General features: G+C 79.8%; 15 protein-coding genes. 8 read left to right on the forward strand and 7 right to left on the reverse strand.

Going from position 1 to position 18,606, the window contains the following annotated elements:
* From EJA20_RS05775 to EJA20_RS05790, 4 genes are all read left to right on the forward strand, one after another.
* Positions 1-263: SpoIIE family protein phosphatase (locus tag EJA20_RS05775; protein WP_164983846.1), on the forward strand; the 263-nt coding region annotated here is incomplete at its 5' end.
* Entirely contained in the window at positions 260-1,510 is a 1,251-nt protein-coding gene (locus tag EJA20_RS05780; RefSeq protein ID WP_240675099.1) for a geranylgeranyl reductase family protein, read from the forward strand. The genes EJA20_RS05775 and EJA20_RS05780, both read left to right, overlap by 4 nt.
* Before the next feature lie 84 nt (positions 1,511-1,594).
* On the forward strand, positions 1,595-2,578 hold the full coding sequence (locus EJA20_RS05785) for an FKBP-type peptidyl-prolyl cis-trans isomerase (RefSeq protein ID WP_129337218.1): 984 nt from the start codon (positions 1,595-1,597) through the stop codon (positions 2,576-2,578).
* Positions 2,579-2,742: 164 nt separating this feature from the next.
* Positions 2,743-3,363, forward strand: coding sequence for an L-threonylcarbamoyladenylate synthase (locus EJA20_RS05790; protein ID WP_129337219.1), 621 nt, complete (start codon positions 2,743-2,745; stop codon positions 3,361-3,363).
* Between the two features lie 66 nt (positions 3,364-3,429).
* Here EJA20_RS05790 and EJA20_RS05795 read toward each other — a convergent pair whose 3' ends face one another.
* From EJA20_RS05795 to EJA20_RS05805, 3 genes are all read right to left on the reverse strand, one after another.
* The gene (locus EJA20_RS05795) at positions 3,430-4,212 is read right to left on the reverse strand and encodes a PAS domain S-box protein (RefSeq protein WP_129337220.1); all 783 of its coding nucleotides are present in this window, start codon (positions 4,210-4,212) and stop codon (positions 3,430-3,432) included.
* A 156-nt stretch (positions 4,213-4,368) separates the two neighbouring features.
* Complete coding sequence (locus tag EJA20_RS05800; RefSeq protein WP_129337221.1) at positions 4,369-5,259, reverse strand: SDR family oxidoreductase; 891 nt, start codon at positions 5,257-5,259, stop codon at positions 4,369-4,371.
* Positions 5,260-5,277: 18 nt separating this feature from the next.
* Complete coding sequence (locus EJA20_RS05805; protein ID WP_129337222.1) at positions 5,278-8,829, reverse strand: DUF4011 domain-containing protein; 3,552 nt, start codon at positions 8,827-8,829, stop codon at positions 5,278-5,280.
* Between the two features lie 225 nt (positions 8,830-9,054).
* Between EJA20_RS05805 and EJA20_RS05810 the strand changes: the two genes are divergently transcribed.
* From EJA20_RS05810 to EJA20_RS05820, 3 genes are all read left to right on the forward strand, one after another.
* Positions 9,055-9,939 (forward strand): ParA family protein, encoded by an 885-nt coding sequence (locus EJA20_RS05810; protein WP_129337223.1) that lies wholly within the window; start codon positions 9,055-9,057, stop codon positions 9,937-9,939.
* A gap of 77 nt (positions 9,940-10,016) precedes the next feature.
* A complete protein-coding gene (locus tag EJA20_RS05815) occupies positions 10,017-10,916 on the forward strand; it encodes a hypothetical protein (protein ID WP_129337224.1) in 900 nt (299 codons plus the stop codon).
* A 277-nt stretch (positions 10,917-11,193) separates the two neighbouring features.
* Positions 11,194-11,886, forward strand: coding sequence for an HNH endonuclease family protein (locus EJA20_RS05820; protein ID WP_338068801.1), 693 nt, complete (start codon positions 11,194-11,196; stop codon positions 11,884-11,886).
* Between the two features lie 31 nt (positions 11,887-11,917).
* On the opposite strand, the gene EJA20_RS05825 is transcribed toward EJA20_RS05820, so the two are convergent.
* Positions 11,918-12,655 (reverse strand): M50 family metallopeptidase, encoded by a 738-nt coding sequence (locus tag EJA20_RS05825; RefSeq protein WP_240675101.1) that lies wholly within the window; start codon positions 12,653-12,655, stop codon positions 11,918-11,920.
* A gap of 112 nt (positions 12,656-12,767) precedes the next feature.
* The gene (locus tag EJA20_RS05830) at positions 12,768-13,562 is read right to left on the reverse strand and encodes an LmeA family phospholipid-binding protein (protein WP_164983847.1); all 795 of its coding nucleotides are present in this window, start codon (positions 13,560-13,562) and stop codon (positions 12,768-12,770) included.
* A gap of 142 nt (positions 13,563-13,704) precedes the next feature.
* Between EJA20_RS05830 and EJA20_RS19395 the strand changes: the two genes are divergently transcribed.
* Positions 13,705-14,211, forward strand: a complete 507-nt coding sequence (locus EJA20_RS19395; protein ID WP_420836405.1) for a hypothetical protein — start codon at positions 13,705-13,707, stop codon at positions 14,209-14,211.
* Positions 14,212-14,237: 26 nt separating this feature from the next.
* Here EJA20_RS19395 and EJA20_RS05840 read toward each other — a convergent pair whose 3' ends face one another.
* Positions 14,238-17,405 (reverse strand): AAA family ATPase, encoded by a 3,168-nt coding sequence (locus EJA20_RS05840; protein WP_129337227.1) that lies wholly within the window; start codon positions 17,403-17,405, stop codon positions 14,238-14,240.
* Positions 17,405-18,580 (reverse strand): exonuclease SbcCD subunit D, encoded by a 1,176-nt coding sequence (locus EJA20_RS05845; protein ID WP_129337228.1) that lies wholly within the window; start codon positions 18,578-18,580, stop codon positions 17,405-17,407. The genes EJA20_RS05840 and EJA20_RS05845 overlap by 1 nt, the downstream gene beginning before the upstream one ends.
* Positions 18,581-18,606 lie beyond the last annotated feature (26 nt).

An 18,606-nucleotide genomic window follows, 5' to 3' on the forward strand; every position in this document is an offset into this window, starting at 1 on the left:
TCGTCCTCCACACCGACGGGATCACCGAGGCGCGGGACGAGGACGGCCGGTTCTTCGGCCTCGAGCGCCTCACGGACACCCTCGAGCGGTCCGCGGCGTCCCGCGAGCCGGCGCCCGAGACCCTGCGCCAGGTCGTCCACGGCGTGCTCGACCACCAGCACGGGCGTCTGCAGGACGACGCGACGCTCCTCGTCGCGCAGTGGTCCGGGGGCGGGGAACGGGAGATGAACGCGACCGGCCACGACCTCCCGTCGCACCCGTGAGGGCCGACGCCGAGCCGCCGGGCGCGGCCCCGGACCGGTCCGTGGGGGAGGAGTGGGACGTCGTCGTCGTCGGGGCGGGGCCGGCGGGGGCGACCGCCGCGCTCGCGGCGCTCCGGGAGCGCCCGGGTGCACGGGTGCTGCTGCTCGACCGGTACGACTTCCCGCGGGACAAGGCGTGCGGCGACGGGGTCGCGCCGCACACCCTCGACGTGCTCGCCGGCCTCGGCGTGACCGGCCTGCTCGACGACCGCGTCCCCGTGCCGGACCTGCACCTGGACGCCGGCCCGGTCGCCGTCACGGGCACGATGGCCCGCCCTGCCCTCGTGGTGCCCCGCGCGGCCCTCGACGCCCGGCTCGTCGCGGCGGCGGTGGCCGCGGGCGCGACGCTGCGGCGGCACCGTGTCCGGACGGTGGCGACGACGCCCGACGGCGTCGTGCTCGACGGCGTCGTGCGGGCCCGGGTCGTGGTCGCCGCCGACGGGGTGCACTCGGCGGTGCGGCGGGCGGTCGGCGGCGGGCCGTCGGGCCGCACCGCGCTGGCCCTGCGGGGGTACGCGCCCACCCGACGCGAGGACCGCGGGCGGCAGGTGATCCGCTTCGGCGGCGGCCGGGGCCTGGGGTACGCGTGGGCCTTCGACCGCGGCGACGGCCTGGCCAACGTCGGCTACGGCGAGACGCTCGACCCCCGGGGCGGCCCCGTGCCCACCCGGGCGCACCTGCTCGAGCGGCTCGACGCGCTGCTGCCGGGGGCCGCCGACGGCGCGACGGGGTGGCGGGCCGCGCACCTGCCCCTGACCCCCGCACGCCTGCCGCACCCCCGCGGACGGGTGCTCCTCGCCGGCGACGCCGCCGCCCTGGTGAACCCGCTGAGCGGCGAGGGGATCTACTACGCCGTCGCCAGCGGCGCCCTCGCCGGCCGGGTGGCCGCAGCCCCTCCGCCCGACCCCGGGGCGACGTACGGCCGGGCCCTGCGGCGGCTGCTCGGGCGGCACTCCGCGACGACCGCGGGGCTGGCGCGCCTCGTCGACGTGCCCGGGGTGCTCCCGGCGGCGGTGCGCGCGGCGCGGCGCGACCCCCGCGTCTTCGACGCCCTCGTCGAGACGGCCCTGGGCCCCGGCGTGCCCGGGCCGCGGGTCCTCGGGGGCGTGCTGGCGGCGCTGGCCGGGGACCGGGCCCGGGGGCGCGGCCGGGTGCCGGAGGGCGCCGTCCACGGGACGGCCGGGCCGGTCGGGGGCCGGGCGCGCTGAGGGTGCTCCCAGGCACGTCGCGTACCGTCGAGGGCGGACCGGCCGCCCGTGGGCGGCACCCCACCCCCTCCGGAGGACCCTCCCGTGCGCCGTAGCAGCACCGTCCGCAAGCTCGTCGCCGCCGGCGCCGCGCTCACCCTCGGCGGCCTGGCGGCGCTCGCCGGCTGCTCCGCCGCCTCGGACGCGGACGGAGGCGCCTCGCCCGCGGCGACGGCCTCGGCCTCCGGCGAGCCGGCCCCCTCGGCCGACCCCGCCGCCGACCTCGCCGCGCTCGAGGGCGTGACGGTCGCCGGGGACGCCGGCGCCGCGCCGACGATCACGCTGCCCGAGACGCCCTTCGCGATCGGGGGCGACGCCGCCCTCCTGCTCGCCGAGGGCACGGGCGCGGCCCTGGCCGAGGGCCAGGTCATCTCCATCCACTCGACGTGGTTCTCCGGCGAGGACGGCACGCAGCAGGGCTCCACCTACGAGCAGGGCCGCGCCGAGTCGCTCGTGCTCGACGGCTCCTCCCTGCCGACGAGCCTCGTCGAGAAGCTCGTCGGGGCGCCGGTCGGCTCGCGGCTGCTCTACGGCGCGAACCAGGGCACCGCGACGAGCGTCGTCGTCGTCGACGTGGCCGGCTCCGAGGACCTGCCGACCCGGGCCTCGGGCACCGCGGTGCCGCCCGTCGAGGGCCTGCCGGCCGTCACGCTGGCGGAGGACGGCACCCCGACGATCGCCGCGGGCGCCGGCGACACGCCCACCGAGCTCGTGTCGCAGGACCTCGTCACGGGCACGGGCGCGGTCGTGCCCGAGGGCGGCACGGTCGTCGTGCAGTACAGCGGCGCCCTGTGGGACGGCACCCCCTTCGACTCCTCCTGGGAGCGCGGCGCGCCCTTCTCGGCCAACCTCACCGGCGGCGTCATCGAGGGCTGGTCGCAAGGCCTCGCCGGCAAGACCGTCGGCAGCCAGGTCCTGCTCGTCGTCCCGCCGGCGCTCGGCTACGGCGACGAGGACAAGGGGACCATCCCCCCGGGGTCGACGCTCGTGTTCGTCGTCGACATCCTCTGGGCGTCGCCCGCGGCCTGACGACCCCCGCCCGGGGCCGGGTCCGACCCGGGCCCGCGCCGCCGCACCGACCCCGACCCGCCCGCGTCCCCCCACACCCACCCGAGGGGGCGCGGGCGTCGTCGTGCCGGGCCGCCCCGCGTCGTCCGGGGGCGTGCGGCGCCCCGCGTGCCTACCGTGGCCCCATGGCGCGCTACTTCGACGTGCACCCCCAGGACCCCCAGCCGCGCGCGATCCAGCAGGTCGTCGCGATGCTGCGCGACGACGCGGTCGTCGCCTACCCCACGGACAGCCTCTACGCGCTGGGGTGCCGGATGGACGACCACGCCGGGGCCGAGCGCATCCGGCGCATCCGCGGCCTCGACGACAAGCACCACTTCACGCTCGTGTGCGCGGACTTCGCGCAGCTCGGGCAGCTCGTCGACCTGCCCAACAGCGCCTTCCGCGCCATCCGCGCCGCGACGCCCGGGCCGTACACCTTCATCCTCCCCGCGACGCCGGAGGTGCCGCGCCGGCTGGCGCACCCGAAGAAGCGGTCCGTGGGCGTGCGCATCCCGAAGCACCCCGTCGTCGCCGCGATCCTGCGCGAGCTCGGGGAGCCGCTGCTGTCCTCCTCGCTCCTCATGCCCGGGGCGGAGTGGCCGCTGACGGAGGGGTGGCAGATCAAGGAGGAGCTCGACGCGGTGCTGGACGCGGTCGTCGACGCGGGTGACTGCGGGACGACCCCGACCACGGTCGTCGACCTCACCGACGGGGCGCCCGAGGTGGTCCGCGTGGGCGCGGGCGACCCCGACCGCTTCGCCTGAGGGACCCGACCGGAGGGACCGGCGGGAGGGACCCGGCGGGCGCGACGCGCCCCGGCCGGTCGGCCGTCAGCCGACCGGGGCCCTCCTCGTCCGGCGCGCACGGCGCCGGCTCTTCACGCCGTACATGTGCCGGTCCGCGGCGGCGAGCAGCGACTGCGGGGTCGCGCCGGGCCCCCCGAGGGCGGTGCCCACGCTGATGCCGAGACGCACGAGGCCGTGCACCGTCGTGAAGGGGGCGGCGAAGAGCACGCCGCAGCCAGGTGAGGTCGGGTCCTCCAGCACGCCCCGCAGCGCCTTCGCCAGACCGCTGCGGTTCGCCAGGCCCGTGAGCTCGTCCGTCCGGGCGCGGGCGCGCAGGCGGGCCTCCGCCTGGCGCTGCGCCGTGACGTCGAAGCCCACGCTGACGAGGGCCGTGACGGCGTCGTGCTCGTCGCGCAGCACGCTGAGCTGCATCGACATCCGCCGGGTGCCGCCGTGCCGGTCGACCCAGTCGCCCTCCTGCGCGTCGGCCTCGCCGTGGGCGAGCGCGCGCTCGACGCAGTCGCGGGCGGGCGCGACCTCGTGCGCGACGGGGAGCACCTCCCAGAACGGACGTCCGGCGACCTCGGCGGTCGTCCAGCCCGTGGCGGCCTCGAGCGCCGGGTTGAGGTGCGTCAGGGCGCCTCCGGCCCCGATGACGCACACGAAGGTCGGGGTGGTGGCGACGACCGCCGCGGCGACCTCGGCCGGCACGGCGCCGCCGGCCACCGCCCGGACCACCGGGACGTCGCGCCGGGGCGCCTCGGCCGCCCCACGACCGGCCGCGGGGTGCACGACGGCACCGCTCCTGCCGGGTCGTGTCGGGCTCATGCCCGTCCCATCGGCCCGGGGGCCCGGGCGGGGAGGTGCCCGGCGACGTCTCGCCCGGTCGGCGCAGCGGGCGTCGGCGCAGGTGGGCGTCACTTGTGGACCGGGCGGCGCGGCGCCGGCGGGCGCGAGCCCGCGCACGCCGCGCCGCCGGCGGGCTCAGACGATCTTGCCGCCCGTGGCGAGGATGCGGTCACCCGTGACGTAGCTCGAGTCCGGCGAGGCGAGGTAGACGTAGGCCGGCGCCATCTCGGCGGGCTGGCCCGCGCGGCCCAGGGGCGTGTCGCCGCCGAACTCGTCGACCTTCTCCCCGGGCATCGTGGCGGGGATGAGGGGGGTCCAGACGGGCCCGGGGCAGACCGCGTTGACGCGGATGCCGCGCTCCGCCAGCGACTGGGCCAGGCCCTTCGTGAAGTTGAGGATGCCCGCCTTCGTCGTGGCGTAGTCGAGCAGGGGCGGGCTCGGCTGGAAGGCCTGCACGGAGCTCGTGTTGACGATCGTCGAGCCCTCGCCGAGGTGCTCCAGCGCCGCCTTGGTGATCCAGAACATCGCGTACAGGTTCGTCCTGAAGACCCGGTCGAGCTGCTCCGTGGTGATGTCCTCCAGGCCCCCCGGCTGCGCCATCTGGTACGCGGCGTTGTTCACGAGGAGGTCGAGCCCGCCCAGGCCGGAGACGGCGTCCTGCACGAGCCGGGTGCAGAAGGCCTCGTCGCGGATGTCGCCGGGCAGGAGCACGGCGCGCCGGCCCGCCTTCTCGACCCACGACGCGGTGACCTTCGCGTCCTCCTCCTCCTCGGGCAGGTAGGAGATGGCGACGTCGGCGCCCTCGCGGGCGAACGCGATCGCGACCGCCCGGCCGATGCCGGAGTCGCCGCCCGTGATGAGCGCCTTGCGGCCGGTGAGCCGGTCGTGGCCGACGTAGCTCTCCTCGCCGTGGTCGGGCTCCGTGCTCATCTCGCCCGTGAGGCCGGGCGGGGCGAGGTCGTCGGGCTGCTGCGCCTCGGTGCCGGGGTGCGCGTCGCGGGGGTCGGGTGCGGTGGTGTCAGCCATGTCTCCATGGTCCGCACGTCACCGACCGGCGCCACTCGGGAGGGTGATCGCGCCGCCCGCGGCCCCCGTGCCCGCCGTGCCTCCCGTGCCCTCCGTGCCCGCCGTGCCTCCCGCGGCGGCCGCCAGGTCCGCGACGACGGCCGCCGGGTCGACGAGCCAGTCGGCGAGGTGCAGGGTGCGCACCCCGCACCAGGCGGCGCGGCGCACGGCCGGCGCGTCCCGGGCCGCCTCCCGCAGCAGCCAGGCCGCCAGGTCCACGTCGGCGCGCGGCCCGTCGGGCCGTTCGAGCAGGACGGCGAGGGCAGGACGCCCCGGGGCCACGGACACCGCCAGGTCCGCGACCGCCCCGTCGGGGCCCGTGCCGTCGGCGACGGCGAGACCGGCCGCCTCCAGCGCGGCGACCACCGCCGCCCGGTGCCGCTCCCACGCCGGCCCGGCGGGCAGCCTCCGCAGCTCCGGCCGGCGCCGTCCGGCGTCGGGCTCGACGGACCCGGCTCCGGGGCCGAAGACGTCCAGGGCCGAGCCCGGGAGGGCCTCCGCGCCACCGCGGCGCTCGACGAGGACGACCCGCCGCGCCCGCCCGGCGGCTCTCGCCACGGCGGAGGCGGGCACCCGGCCCGCGTCGTCGACGACGAGCAGGCCCCCCTCCGGCACGGCCGGCAGCGCCGGGGCCAGGAGGTCCAGCGGGCTCAGCACGGCCGGCAGGAGGCCCGCGACCTCGGTGCCCCGTGCCGCGAGCAGGCCGCGCAGCCCGCCCCGGTCGAGGTCCCCGACGAGGTCCGCCGCCAGCTCCGCGCGCTCGTCCGGCCCGCCCGGCACGCGGCCGAGCAGCCGGTGCGGGACGGTGGCGCGGGCGGCGGTGCGCTGCGCCTCGTCGAGCGCGGCCAGGCGGTCGACGAGGACCCCGGCGCCCGCCGTGCCGAGGCGGGCGGGGGCCGCCGCCAGCGCCGTGCGGCGCTCGTCGAGCACCCGGCGCAGCACCGCCAGGCGCACCACGTCGCGCAGGTGCTCGGGGCGCACGCCGCGGTCGGCGTCATCGGCCGGGCCGGTCGTCGGGCCGGTCGTCGGGCCGGTCGTCGGGCCGGTCGTCGGGCCGGTGCGCCGGCCGCCCGCCGGCTCCCGCAGCGCGAGGGCGACGAGGCCGGGCGCCCCCGCGTCCCGCACCGCCGCCACCGCGAGGCGCAGCCCCACGCGGCGGCGGAGCCCGGGCAGCCCGGCGACGGCGTCCGCCGCCATCGCCGGTCCGTCCTCGACGGCCGCGTCGAGCACGGGACGACCCCGCAGCCAGATCGCCTGCTCCGCCGCCGGGATCCCGAGGGCGTCGAGGACGTCCTCGACGGCGACGGCGAGGTCCCGGACCGCGGCCGCGGCGGTGGCGGCGGCCCTGCCCGGCCCGCTCGGCCCGACCCCGGGGCCGGCGGCCCGCAGGACCGCGCCGAGGTCGGCCTCGTCGGCTCCCGCGGTGCCCGCGACGGCGGCCGCCGCCTCCCAGGCGCGCAGCCGGCGCAGCAGGGCGTCCGCCTGGGCGTCGTCGAGCGCGTTCCAGGTCGGGGCCGGCGCGGCCCCGATGAGCGTGGCCGCCCGCGCCCGGACGGGGCGCGCGGCCTCGCGGGCCGCGACGAGGGCGGCCACGACGGCACCGACGTCCCGCGGGTCGAGGCGCACGCCGGGCCGGAGGTACGGCGCCAGGCGCCCCGCAGTCGCCACCGACCGGCGCGCACGCCCGGGACCGCGGCCCGTGGCGCGCGCGAGCCACCCGGGCGCCGGCCCCTCGTCGAGCTCCTCGAGCAGGGAGCCCAGGTCGAGGTCGAGGACGCCCGGCACGAACGGGCCGAGCGCCGCCGCGTGCGCGGCCCGGAGGTCGGCGAGCTCGGTCCGCAGCCGTGCCGCGCCCTCCTGCCACGCCGGGTCGCACACCCGTCCGGCCTCCGCCACGGGCACGGGCACGGCGGTGACGCCGCAGCCGACCCAGCCGGCGAGCGCGTGCAGCTCCTCCGCGGACGCCGCCCGGGCGGCGAGGGACCGCAGGGCCGGTTCGACGAGCGCGCCCTCCGCCGCCCGGAGGCGCGCGACGGCGGCCACGACCGCGTCGGCGACCGCGGGCGTCCACCGGTCGAGGCGCTCCGGCCGCCACGCCCTCTCGTCGCCCTCCGTGCCCAGCGCCTCCGCCAGCGCGGCGGCCGCGGCGAGCAGGGCGGCGGGGCGGTCGGCCCGGGTCGCGACGTCGTCGGGCAGCGCGAGGGACTGCGCGGCGGCCACGGCCTCGGGCGGCAGGACCGCCTCGAGCTCGAGCACCGCCCCGGACGCGTCCCGGGCGCTGGTGCCGGCGGGCCCGGGGGTGCGGGCCAGCGCGTCGGAGGCCGCGAGCCGGGCGACGAGGGCGGCGTGCTCCCCCGCGGCCCCGGCGGCGCCCTCGAGGAGGTGCGCCGGTGGTGCCCCGGCGGCGCGGAGCTGCGCCCGCAGGCCCGCTGCGGACGCCCCCCGGCCGGTGAGGTCGAGGGCGAACGGGCGCAGCGCGGCCGCGTCGAGCCGGGACGCGAGCGCGCCGACCTCCTCGTCGCCGGTCGCGACGGCGGTCACCGTCCCGCCGACCGCGAGCGCCTCGACGAGCAGGTCCGCGACCGCGCCGGTGCCGCCCGGCCCCGCCGGCGTGCGGAGCACCTCGACCACCGGGAGCCCGCGCCGCGGGCCGCCGTCGGGGTCGGACGGCTCGGGCAGCACGTCGGCGGACCGCACGGCCGTCGCCGCGTCGAGCACCGCGAGGGGCAGCAGCACGAGGTCCGCGGTCGGCAGCAGCTCGAGCGGGGGCGCGGGCTCGGCCGTCGCCCGCGCCGTGCCGGCGGTGTCGTCGAGGTCGTCGGTGCCCTCGGTGCCGTCGGTGCGCCCGGTGCGGTCGGGGAGGGTGCCGCTACCGGCGAGGGCCGCCGCCACCCGGTCGAGCAAGTCCGCGACCCGGTCGACCGGGACCACGGGCGTGCCCGTGAGCAGGGCCGCCAGGGCGGGGTGGTCCTCCGCCAGCGCCCGGCCTGCCGCGCCGTTGACGCGCACGGGCCGCCCCTCGTCGGGACGGACCTCCCAGACCTCGTCCGCCGCGCCGGGGTCCCGGTGCAGCCGGACGGGGACGAGCACGACGGGCGCGCGCCCGACGCGCGAGCCGCCGCCGGCCGCCGACCAGGCCGGCGCGCCGCCGCAGTCGGTCAGGGTGCCGAGGGCGAGGACGAGGTCGGGGCCGCCGAGGCGACGGTCGGCGGAGCGGGCGCCCCGGGCCAGGGCGTCGAGCCGGGCCGGCACCTCCGCGTCCTCTGCGGGGGTGCCGGTGCGGGGGCGCAGCGCGCCGTCCGTCTCCGCCGACGGGGACAGAGGGGCAGGACCCGCGTCGACGCGACCGAGCAGGCGCACGGGCGACCCGTCGGCGACGCGCGCGAGGAGGTCCGGCCAGCCGGCGCGGACGTCGAGGCCCACGGTCGGCACCGCCCCGAGGTCGCGCAGGGGGTGTCGGCCGGGGACGCGCAGGAGCTCGGCGACCCACGCCGCGCGCGCGTCGTCCCCCCGCGGCCGCTCGCCCGCCACCCGTCGACCTCCGTCCGGGGGCCGCGGCACCCGGGCGGCTCCCCCGGGACCCATCGGCGGGCGCGCCCCGGACCTGAGCACCGGCGCCCGGTCCGTGCGGCCGGTGCGCCTCGTCGGCGCGCGTCGAGGCCTTCCGCATGCCTGCCCGGGCCCGTCAAGCACGTGGCACCGCGCGGCGGGCGCGCCGCCCCCGCCGGGCCGCCGTGGCCGCTAGCGTGCGCCGACATGGACGTCGTCGCCCTCTGGTCCGTCAAGGGCGGCGTCGGCAAGACGACCGCCGCCGTCAACCTCGCGCACGCGGCCGCCGCCGCGGGCGAGACGCTGCTGTGGGACCTGGACCCCCAGGGCGCGGCCACGCACCTCCTCGAGGTCAAGCCGAAGCTGCGCGGGGGTGCGGAGGCGCTCGTCCAGGGGCGCAGCACCGCGGCGGCCGCGCTCCGCCAGACGGCGTGGGAACGGCTCGACGTGCTGCCCGCCGACCGGTCCCTGCGCGACCTCGAGCTCGTCCTGGACGCCGCCAAGCGGTCCGAGCGGCGGGTGACCGCGACCCTCGACCCGCTGCGCGACCGGTACGGGGTCGCGGTCCTCGACTGCCCGCCGGGCGCGTCGCTGCTCGCGCGCAACGTGCTGCGGGCCGCCGACCTCGTGCTCGTGCCGCTGCCCCCCGCGCCGCTGGCCCTGCGGTCCCTCGACCAGGTCCTCGAGCTCGTCGCCGAGGAGGGGCGCGACGTGCCGGTGCGGGCCTTCCTGTCCATGGTCGACCGGCGCAAGGCGACGCACCGGGCGGCGGTGGCGGACCTGCCCCGCACGCGGCCCGAGGTCCTCGACGTCGTCGTCCCGGCGGCGGTCGCCGTCGAGCGGATGGGGGAGCTGCGGGCGCCCCTGGCCGCGTTCGCACCCCGGACGCCCGCCGCCCTCGCCTACGCCGACCTGTGGGCGGCCGTCACCGCCGTCCTGCACCCCGCGCCGGCTGCCCCGGCCGGCGGGGGGAAGGGGAAGGACCGCGCAGGTGCGGGCCGGGCGACGAAGGACGCGAAGGACGCGAAGGACGCGAAGGACACGGGCAAGGACGGCAAGGACGCCGCGAGGGGCCGCCGCGGCCGCCGCTGATCTCACCCGTTCGCGCGGCCCCCCGTCCTCGCGCGCCCCTCTCCCCCTGCCGATAGGCCGGGGGGAAGGGAGGGACCATGAGCATGGACGAACGCCCCGCGGCACGGCCGGTCGCCCGGCGCCTGGAGGGCTGGACGGTGCTGCACGGGCCGCGCGTCGCCGAGCTGCCGGGCGCGGGCGCCGAGTGCATCGTCGTCGGCCCGGGCGGCGTCGTCGTCGTGGCCTCCGTCACCGGGCGCGGTGCCCGCCTCGAGCGGCGCACGGAGCGGGCCCGCCGGGCCGTCGGGCTCGCGGGCGGCGTCGTCACGTCGCTCCTGCCCCCGGGTCAGCGCTGGGCGGTCGCGGCCGTGGTGTGCGTGCCCGACGCCCGCTCGCCCCACGAGGTCTACCCCCTCGTCGGCGGGGCGCGGGGCGTCGCCGTCGTCGGCACCGCGGCACTGCCGGGCATCCTGCAGTCCCTGCCCGCCCGCCTGACGCCCGAGGAGTCCGCCGCGGTCACGGACGGGCTGGTCCACGCCCTCGTCGCCCGCCCGCAAGGCTCCCTGCTCTCCACCGCCGACCTCCCGCGCGGCCTGCGCCCCCACCGGCACCCCGGACCCGCCGCCCCCTCCCTCCGCCTGCCCCCCGCCGACCGCGTCGACCACGCCGCGGCGCTGCCCGGGCCCGGTGCCCCCGACGACGGGACGCCGGCCCTGCGCCTGCCGCTCGGCGTCGAGCCGGCCCGCGTCCCCACCCCCCGCCCCGGCGACGAGGGCCGCGCCGGCCGGCGGGGTCGTCGCCCCCGCGACCGGCGCGAGGACCGCCCCGCGCGCGTGGTGCCGGGCGACGGGCGCCTGGGCACCCGGATGGCCGCCGCCGCGCTCGCGCTCGTCACCGCCGTCCTCGTCGGCGCCGGCCTGGCCGGGGCCGCCACGGACCCCGTGCCCGCGGCCCCGCCCGCCGGCACCGTCACGACGGTCGTCGCCCCGACCCGCTGACGGGCGCCGACCGGGCGCCGACCGGGCGCCGACCGGGCGCCGACCGGGCGCCGACGGTGCCGACCGAGCCGCCCCCAGCCCCGTCCCTGACCCACCCCTGCCGGTACGCCGTGCGTCCTCCCTCCCGGTGTCGGCGGTGCGTGGCACCGTCCTGCCCGGCCCCCGCACCCGGCGCGCCGGGCCCGAACGGCCCGGGCGGGCGGTCCGACGGCACGGCGCGGCACGGCACGGCACGGGCGAGGACGGAGGACCGATGGGACGGGCGCGACGACGGCCGGTGCGCCGCTGGACCGGGCTGCTCCTGGTCGTGCTCGCGCTCGCCGTGGCCGCGGGCACCGGGCTGCCCACGTGGAGCTCGGCCCGGGAGGCCGCCGACCACCCGGTCACCGCGGCGGACCTGGCACGCGCCCGCGCCGACCTGGCCGCGCTCGTCGTGCAGGGCCGGGCACCGCTCACCGGGTACGACCGCTCGGCCTTCGGCACCCCCTGGGCGGACGTGGACGGCAACGGGTGCGGCACGAGGGACGACGTCCTCGCCCGTGACCTGCGGGCGCCGCGCATCGACCCCGCCGACGGGTGCACCGTGCTGTCCGGCACGCTCCTCGACCCCTACACCGGGGAGAGCATCGCCTTCCGGCGCGGGCCCGACTCGGCGGAGGTGCAGGTCGACCACGTCGTCGCGCTCGCCGACGCGTGGCAGAAGGGGGCGCAGGGCTGGAGCGAGGAGCGGCGCGAGCGCTTCGCGAACGACCCCGCGAACCTGCTCGCCGTCGACGGGGACGCCAACCAGCGCAAGGGAGCGGGCGACGCCGCCACCTGGCTGCCCCCGCGCACGGGCTACCGCTGCGCCTACGTCGCCCGGCAGGTCCGCGTGAAGGCCGCCTACGGGCTCGCCGTCACCGCCGCGGAGCGCGACGCGCTCGCCCGGTGGCTCGACCGGTGCGTGGTCGTGGGGGCACCGGAGGGGTGAGGACCCCGCCGGTGCGGTGCCCATGCGACCCTCACGCCGCCGCGAACCACAGCCACCGGGCGCCGACGGCCAGCGCCGCCAGGCACACCGCGAGGAGCACGAGCACCCACACGGCCCCGGGCACGTGCGTGAGGGTCGCCAGCTGGCCGGCGTCCGACACGTCGCGACGCCCGGACCGCCGCACCCGGCGGCGCTCGCGCGCCAGCTCCAGCACCGCGCGGGGCGCCCCCGCCAGCAGGAGGAGGGTCACGGCGTGGGCGGCCAGGACGCGCACCCCCTCGGGCGCCGCCACCGTGACGGCCGCGAGCACCGCACCGCTCGCGAGCACGGCCCACAGCCCGTAGAGGTTCCGGATCTGCACCAGGACGAGGGCCACGACGAGGAGCAGCCCCCACAGCACCGCGACGGCCCGGCCCTGGGCGAGCAGCGCCGCCGCACCGAGGCCGACGACGGCCGGCCCGGGGTAGCCCGCGAGCAGGGTCGCGACCATGCCCGGCCCCCGGGGCCGCCCGCGCGAGACCGTCAGGCCCGAGGTGTCGGAGTGCACCCGGATCCCCGCGAGCCGACGGCCGACGAGGACCGCGACCACGCCGTGCGCGGCCTCGTGCACGATCGTCAGCCCGTGGCGCGCCACGTGCCACGCCCGGGGCAGCACGAGGACGGCGGCGACGAGCAGCGCCGTCAGCAGCAGGTGCGGGCGGGGCAGGGGCGCCGCCACGGCGGTGAGGGCCGCCAGGGCGTCCGCGGCCGGCCCGGGCACCCCCGTCACGCCGCGCCCGTCGGGTCAGGGCCCGTCACGCCGCACCCGTCGGGTCAGGGCCCGTCACGCCGCACCCGTCGGGTCAGAGCCCGTCACGCCGCACCCGTCCGGGCAGGACCCGTCACGGGAGCGCGCCGGCGTCCTCGAGCCGGACGTCCGTGCCGACCGCCTCGACGAGGATCGTGCTGCCGACGACGCGGGCGCCCGTCAGCTCCAGGCCGGCAGGGAGCCCCTCGACCGGCACGGCGAGGTCCTGGAGGCGCTCCGCCAGGCTCCCGGGGAGCTCCTCGACGGCCACCGCCGTCCCGGCGACCCGCGCGGTCGTCACGTCGACGACCAGCGTCCCGTCGACGACCGTCGGCGCCAGGTCGACCCCCACGTCCACGCCCACGACCTCCGTGCGCGCGGTCAGCACGCCGTCCCGGACCTGCACGACGACGTCCTGCTCGGCACGCCCGGCCAGGTGCCGGTCGACCAGGGCCTGCACCGAGGCCTCCGGCAGGGACGCCTGCAGGGTCGCCGCCCGCACGGTGGCGTCCTCCCCCAGGCCGACGTCCCGGGCGTCGACCCGCACGTCCTCGGCGCGCACGCCCGCGACGAGCGCCGCGTCGGCCGTGACGCGCACGCGGTCCAGGCTCCGGCCGGCGATCTGGGTCAGCACCGGGAACCCCTCGACCGTCGCCGCCGTGCCCTCGCCGGCGATCGCGTCGTCGACCTGCGCGACGACCCGGTCCTCGACCCGGCCCCGCGCCCAGCGGTCGGCCAGGAGGGCGCCCACCGCGAGGAGGACGAGGAGGAGGACGAGCGCCACCAGGGCGGGCAGGCAGCCCCGACGGCGGCGGCGGCCGCCCCCTGTGGATGGCGCGTCCGGTTCGGCCGCGGCGGGCAGCAGCGACTCTTCGGGCCTGTGGGACATGCGTGGATCCTCCCCGACGCGGCTGCCGGGCGTCGACAGGCGCGCGCCCCGGGGCCCGGTGCGGCCCGGCGCTGTCCGCTTGTGGTCGCCGCCCCGTGTGACGTCGCCTACACTGGCGGTCCCAGCTGACGAAGGACACACGATGACGTGGGTGCTGCTGCTAGTCGTGACCATGGTGACGTCGGCCGCGCTCTGGCTGGTGTGGATGCTCGTCCCCACACCGGCGGACGCGACCGCCCGTCGCCCCGTTCCCGGTGCCGATCTCGGCTACGTCCCGGCCCCCCGGCCCGGTCGTGCGCCGCTCGCACCGGCCCTCCCCGCGCGCGGGACCAACCGCGGCGCCCTGGTCCAGGGCCCCGTCAACGGCCGCGCGAAGGGCGGGGTCGAACCGACCCCGCTCGACCCGTTCGAGGCCCTGCAGGTGCAGGCCCGCCTGAGCGCGGTGCTCTCCAACGTGCGCGAGCTCGAGGAGGACCCGCACGCGTACGCGCGGACGACCCGGCTCCTCGCCTGCCAGCTCGCGTACGACGCGCTGCTGGCCGAGGCGTGCGGCCTCGCCGGGATCCGCGTGGACCGGGAGGGGCCGCTCGACGAGGTCGAGCGGTTCCGCGAGGAGGTCGAGCTGACCGCCCGCGGCTGGACCTGGTGACCCGGGCCTGATCCCCGTGCGGCCGGTCATCCGGCGCGCACCGCGAGCGTGCTCGTACCGTCCCCGCGCGGACGTACCTCGACGCGGTCGGCGACGGCCTGCTTGAGGGCCTCCACGTGGGAGACGATCCCGACCGTGCGCCCCCCGGCCCGGAGCCGGCCGAGCTCGGCGAGCACGAGCTCGAGCGTCTCCGGGTCGAGCGAGCCGAAGCCCTCGTCCACGAACAGCGTGCCCAGCTCGATGCCGCCCGCCTCGGCCGCGACGACGTCCGCGAGGCCGAGCGCGAGGCACAGGGACACGTAGAACGTCTCGCCGCCGGACAGGGTGCGGGGGTCACGAGCCGCCCCCGCACGGTGGTCGAGCACGCGCATGGCCAGACCCGTCCGCCGGGAGCGCACGTCCTCGCGGTCCTCCGACCGCTCGAGCTGGTAGCGCCCGTCGGACATCACGGTCAGCCGCTCGTTCGCGGCCTCGACCACGTCCTCGAAGCGCCGGGCCAGGACGAAGGTCGCCAGGGAGAGGGCGCGCGGGTTGTCCGGGCCCGTGCCGGAGGTCAGGCCCGCGAGCCGGTGGACCGGGGCCGCGGCGCGGACCGAGGCGTCCACCGCGCGCGCCGCCGCGACGGCCTCCGCGCCACGGGTGGCCAGCGCGTCGGCGCGGTCGCGCGCCGCGTGCCACGCGCGCGTGGCGACCTCGGCCTCCCCCGACCGCTCCGCCAGCTCCGCGCGCAGCGCCACGGGGTCGGGCAGGTCGTCCTCGTGCAGGGCGGCGACGACCGCGAGCTCGGGGTCGTCGAGCCCGCCGGCGCACGCGGCCACCGCGTCCGCGTGCTCCCGGACCGCCTGCTCCAGGCGTCGCTGCTCGCCCCGCTCGAGGAGGGCCGCCCGGCAGGCCGCCGGGTCCGGAGCCCCGGTCGCGTCCACGAAGCCTCCGGCGAGGAGCGCCGCGGCCCTCTCGCGCTCCCGGTCGGCCCGCTGCCGCAGGGCGAGCGCGTGCTCGTCGAGGGCGCGCAGCAGGTCCTCGCCCGCCGACACGACGGCAGCGGTCGCCGAGTGCCGCGCGTGCACGGTGGGGTGGCCGTCCCGGGCCGCGACGACCTCGGCCTCCGCCTCGTCGAGCGCCTGGGCGAGCGCGACGACGGTGCTCTCGGCGCCCGCGAGCCGCTCCGCGAGGGCCGCGCGCTCCGCCCGCAGCGCCTGCGTCGCGGCGTCGTGCTCGGTGAGGGCCACGACCAGGGCGTCGTGCTCCCGGACGGCCCTGTCGGCGGCCGTGCGCGCGGCGGCCGCCGACGCGAGCCGGGTCAGCACGGCGTCGGGCGTGAGGCCCCCGAGCGCGTCCCGGAGCGCGCCGGCCCGGGCCTCGGCCTCCGTGACCCGGGCACGGGCCGCTTCCAGCCGGGCCTCCGCGGCCTCGCGCTCCCGGGCCCGCCGGTCGACGTCGGCGGCGGTCACGTGGTCGGCGGCCAGGGGAGCCGGGGCGGGGTGCTCCGGCGAGCCGCACACGGCGCACGGCTCCCCCGCGACGAGGTCCCCGGCGATCTCCCCCGCCATCCCGGCGATGCGGCGCGCCCGGGCGTCCCGCTCGGCGTCGACGGCCGCGCGGGCGGCCCGGGCGACCTCCGTCGCCCCCTGCCGGGCGTCCTCGAGCAGGCCCTGCGCCTCCTCCAGCCGCAGGACGGTCCGGGCGAGCGCCTCGGCCTCGCGCACGGCCGCCTCGGAGCGGACCAGGGCGCCCGACGCGTCCCCCACGGCGGCACGCCGTCCGTCCAGCAGCGCCCGGGCGGCAGGACGGGCGTCGAGCTCGACGCCCAGCCGCGCCACCGCGGCCCGCAGGTCGTCGAGCCCGTCCCGGGCGTCCCGCACCTCGCGGCGACGACCCTCGAGCTCGGCCTCCAGGCGGCGCGGCCGGTCCAGGCGTGCCAGCGCGGCCCGGGCGTCCCGCTCCAGCACCACGAGCGCCGCGCGCAGCCCGCCCTCCACGAGGGCGTCGACGCCCGGGTCCCCACCGTCGGTGCCGCCCGCCGCAGGCACGCCGTCCGGCTCGAGCACCGTCCCCGGCGGCAGCAGCCCGGCCAGGCCGGCCGGCACGAGGTCGAGGGTGGCGCGCAGGGCCTTCCCGGTGGCGTCCGCCGCCACCCGCGCCGCGTCCGCCGCGGCGAGCGCGGGGCGCACCGTCCCGGCCGCCCGGGCACGCTCCAGGGAGGCCTCCTGCTCCGCCGCCACGCCGGCCTCGGCCCGCAGCCGCGCGTCGAGCACGCGGAGCTCGGCCAGCCGTCGCCACAGCCGGTGCGCCGTCTCCGCCGACCGGAGGGCCGCCTCCACGGCCGTCCGGGCGCCGACCGCCGCCGACGCCGCACCGGCGGCGGCCGCGGCCGACCCCTCGGCGGCGAGGGTCAGGCGGCCGACCTCGGCGGCCAGCGCGTCGGCCAGGTCGGGGGCCGCGAGCGACGCCTCCAGGCCCGCCCGCTCGTCCTCGTCGAGACGCGCCGCGCCGACCGTCCGCGCGACCGCGGACGCCACCCCGGCCCGCGCCGCCTCCAGCGACCGCTCGCCCTCGCGCCGCATCGCCGCGAGGCGCTCCGCGATCTGCTCGTAGACCTCCGTGCCGAAGATCCGCTGCAGCAGGACGCGGCGCTCCTCGGGGTCGGCCCGCAGGAACCGCGCGAACTCCCCCTGCGGCAGCACCATCGTCTGGACGAACTGCGCGCGGTCGAGGCCCACGACGCGCTGCAGCTCGTGGCCGGCCTCGTCCAGCCGGGCGGACAGCAGCTCCCCCGGCGGGGCGGCGGCCGGGTCGAGCACGTCCGCCGGCGGACCGTCGGCCGCGTCGGCGGGCAGGCGCCACAGCCGCACGGACGCCTGCTGCCGCGCCACGCCGGTGCCCCGCTTCTTGGCGCGCACGTAGGACGGCGTGCGCCGGACCCGGTAGACCCCCGAGGCGCACTCGAAGACGAGGTCGACGACGCTCTCCACGTCGTCCGCCGCCCGCGTGCAGCGCAGGCGCTCGTCGCTCGTCGCGTCGGAGGCGACCTTGCCGTACAGCGCGAACACGACCGCGTCGATCAGCGTGGACTTGCCCGAGCCCGTGGGGCCCTCGAGGAGGAACAGGCCCGAGGCGCCGAGCGCGGCGAGGTCGACCGTGTGGCGGCCCACGAAGGGGCCGACGGCCTGGAGCGTGAGGGAGCGCAGGTGCATCAGGCGCTCCGCTCCGCCGCGACGACGTCCTCGTACGCGCGACGCAGCACCGCGAGCTCCGCCTCGTCCGGCGCGCGGCCCGTGACGTGCTCGACGAAGTCGGCGGACACCCGCCAGGGGTCACGCGCCGCGGTGACGAGCACGGGGCGGGCGTGCTCGACGCGCTCCGCGGGGCGGTGCTGGACCACGAGCGCGTGCGGGAACGCGCTGCGGACCCGCGCGTACAGGTCCGGCGGGCGCAGCGCGTCCGTCACCGTCACGCGCACCCACGCGTCCCGGTGGTCCGCGCCGCCCGCGCCGAGGACGTCCACGAGCGGACCGGTGACGTCCGCCAGCCGACGCGGCACGGGGGCGTCGACGAGCTCCGCCCGGGCCGCGGGGCCCGACAGGTCGACGAGCACGCTCGACTTGCGGTGGTGCCGCTCGCCGAAGGAGAACGCGAGCGGCGACCCGCTGTAGCGCAGCACCGTCCCCTCCGGCCCCGGGACCACCTGCGGGCCGTGCAGGTGCCCGAGGGCGACGTAGTCCACCCCGGCGAACGCGCCGGCCGGCACCGCGTCCACGCCGCCGACGCGGATGTCCCGCTCCGAGCCGCTCGCCTCGCCGCCGACGACGAAGGCGTGGCCCGCGACGACGACGCGCTGCGGCCGGCCGCCCGCCGCGTCCCGGCGGGCGGCCGCGTCGGCGAGCACCCGCCGGACGGCCGCGCCGAGGACGGCCGCGTGCGACCGGGCGAGCGGCCGCGACGGGTCCTCGGCCAGCGTGCCGCGCACGGTGTCCGGGTCGAGGTACGGCAGGCCGTAGACGAGCACGTCCTCGTCGTCCCCCGGCAGCACGACGGGCCGGTGCAGGTCCGCCACGGCCGTGCGCAGCCGCACGCGCTCCCGCATGAGGGCGCCGCCGAAGCCCAGGCGCGTCGCGGAGTCGTGGTTGCCCGACGTCACGACGACGACCGTGTGCTCCGCGAGCCGCGAAAGGGTGTCCGACAGGAGCGCGACGGCCTCCACGGGCGGGATCGCGCGGTCGTACACGTCCCCCGCCACGACCACGGCCGCGGGGCGCTCGTCGCGCACCGTCCCGACCAGGTGGTCGGCGAACTCCGCCTGGTGCCCCAGCAGGTCGACGCCGTGCAGCGTGCGCCCCAGGTGCCAGTCGGAGGTGTGCAGGATCCGCATGGCCGCGACGGTAGACGGGGCCACCG

The organism is Cellulomonas endophytica (assembly GCF_004123805.1).
Classification (GTDB): domain Bacteria; phylum Actinomycetota; class Actinomycetes; order Actinomycetales; family Cellulomonadaceae; genus Cellulomonas; species Cellulomonas endophytica.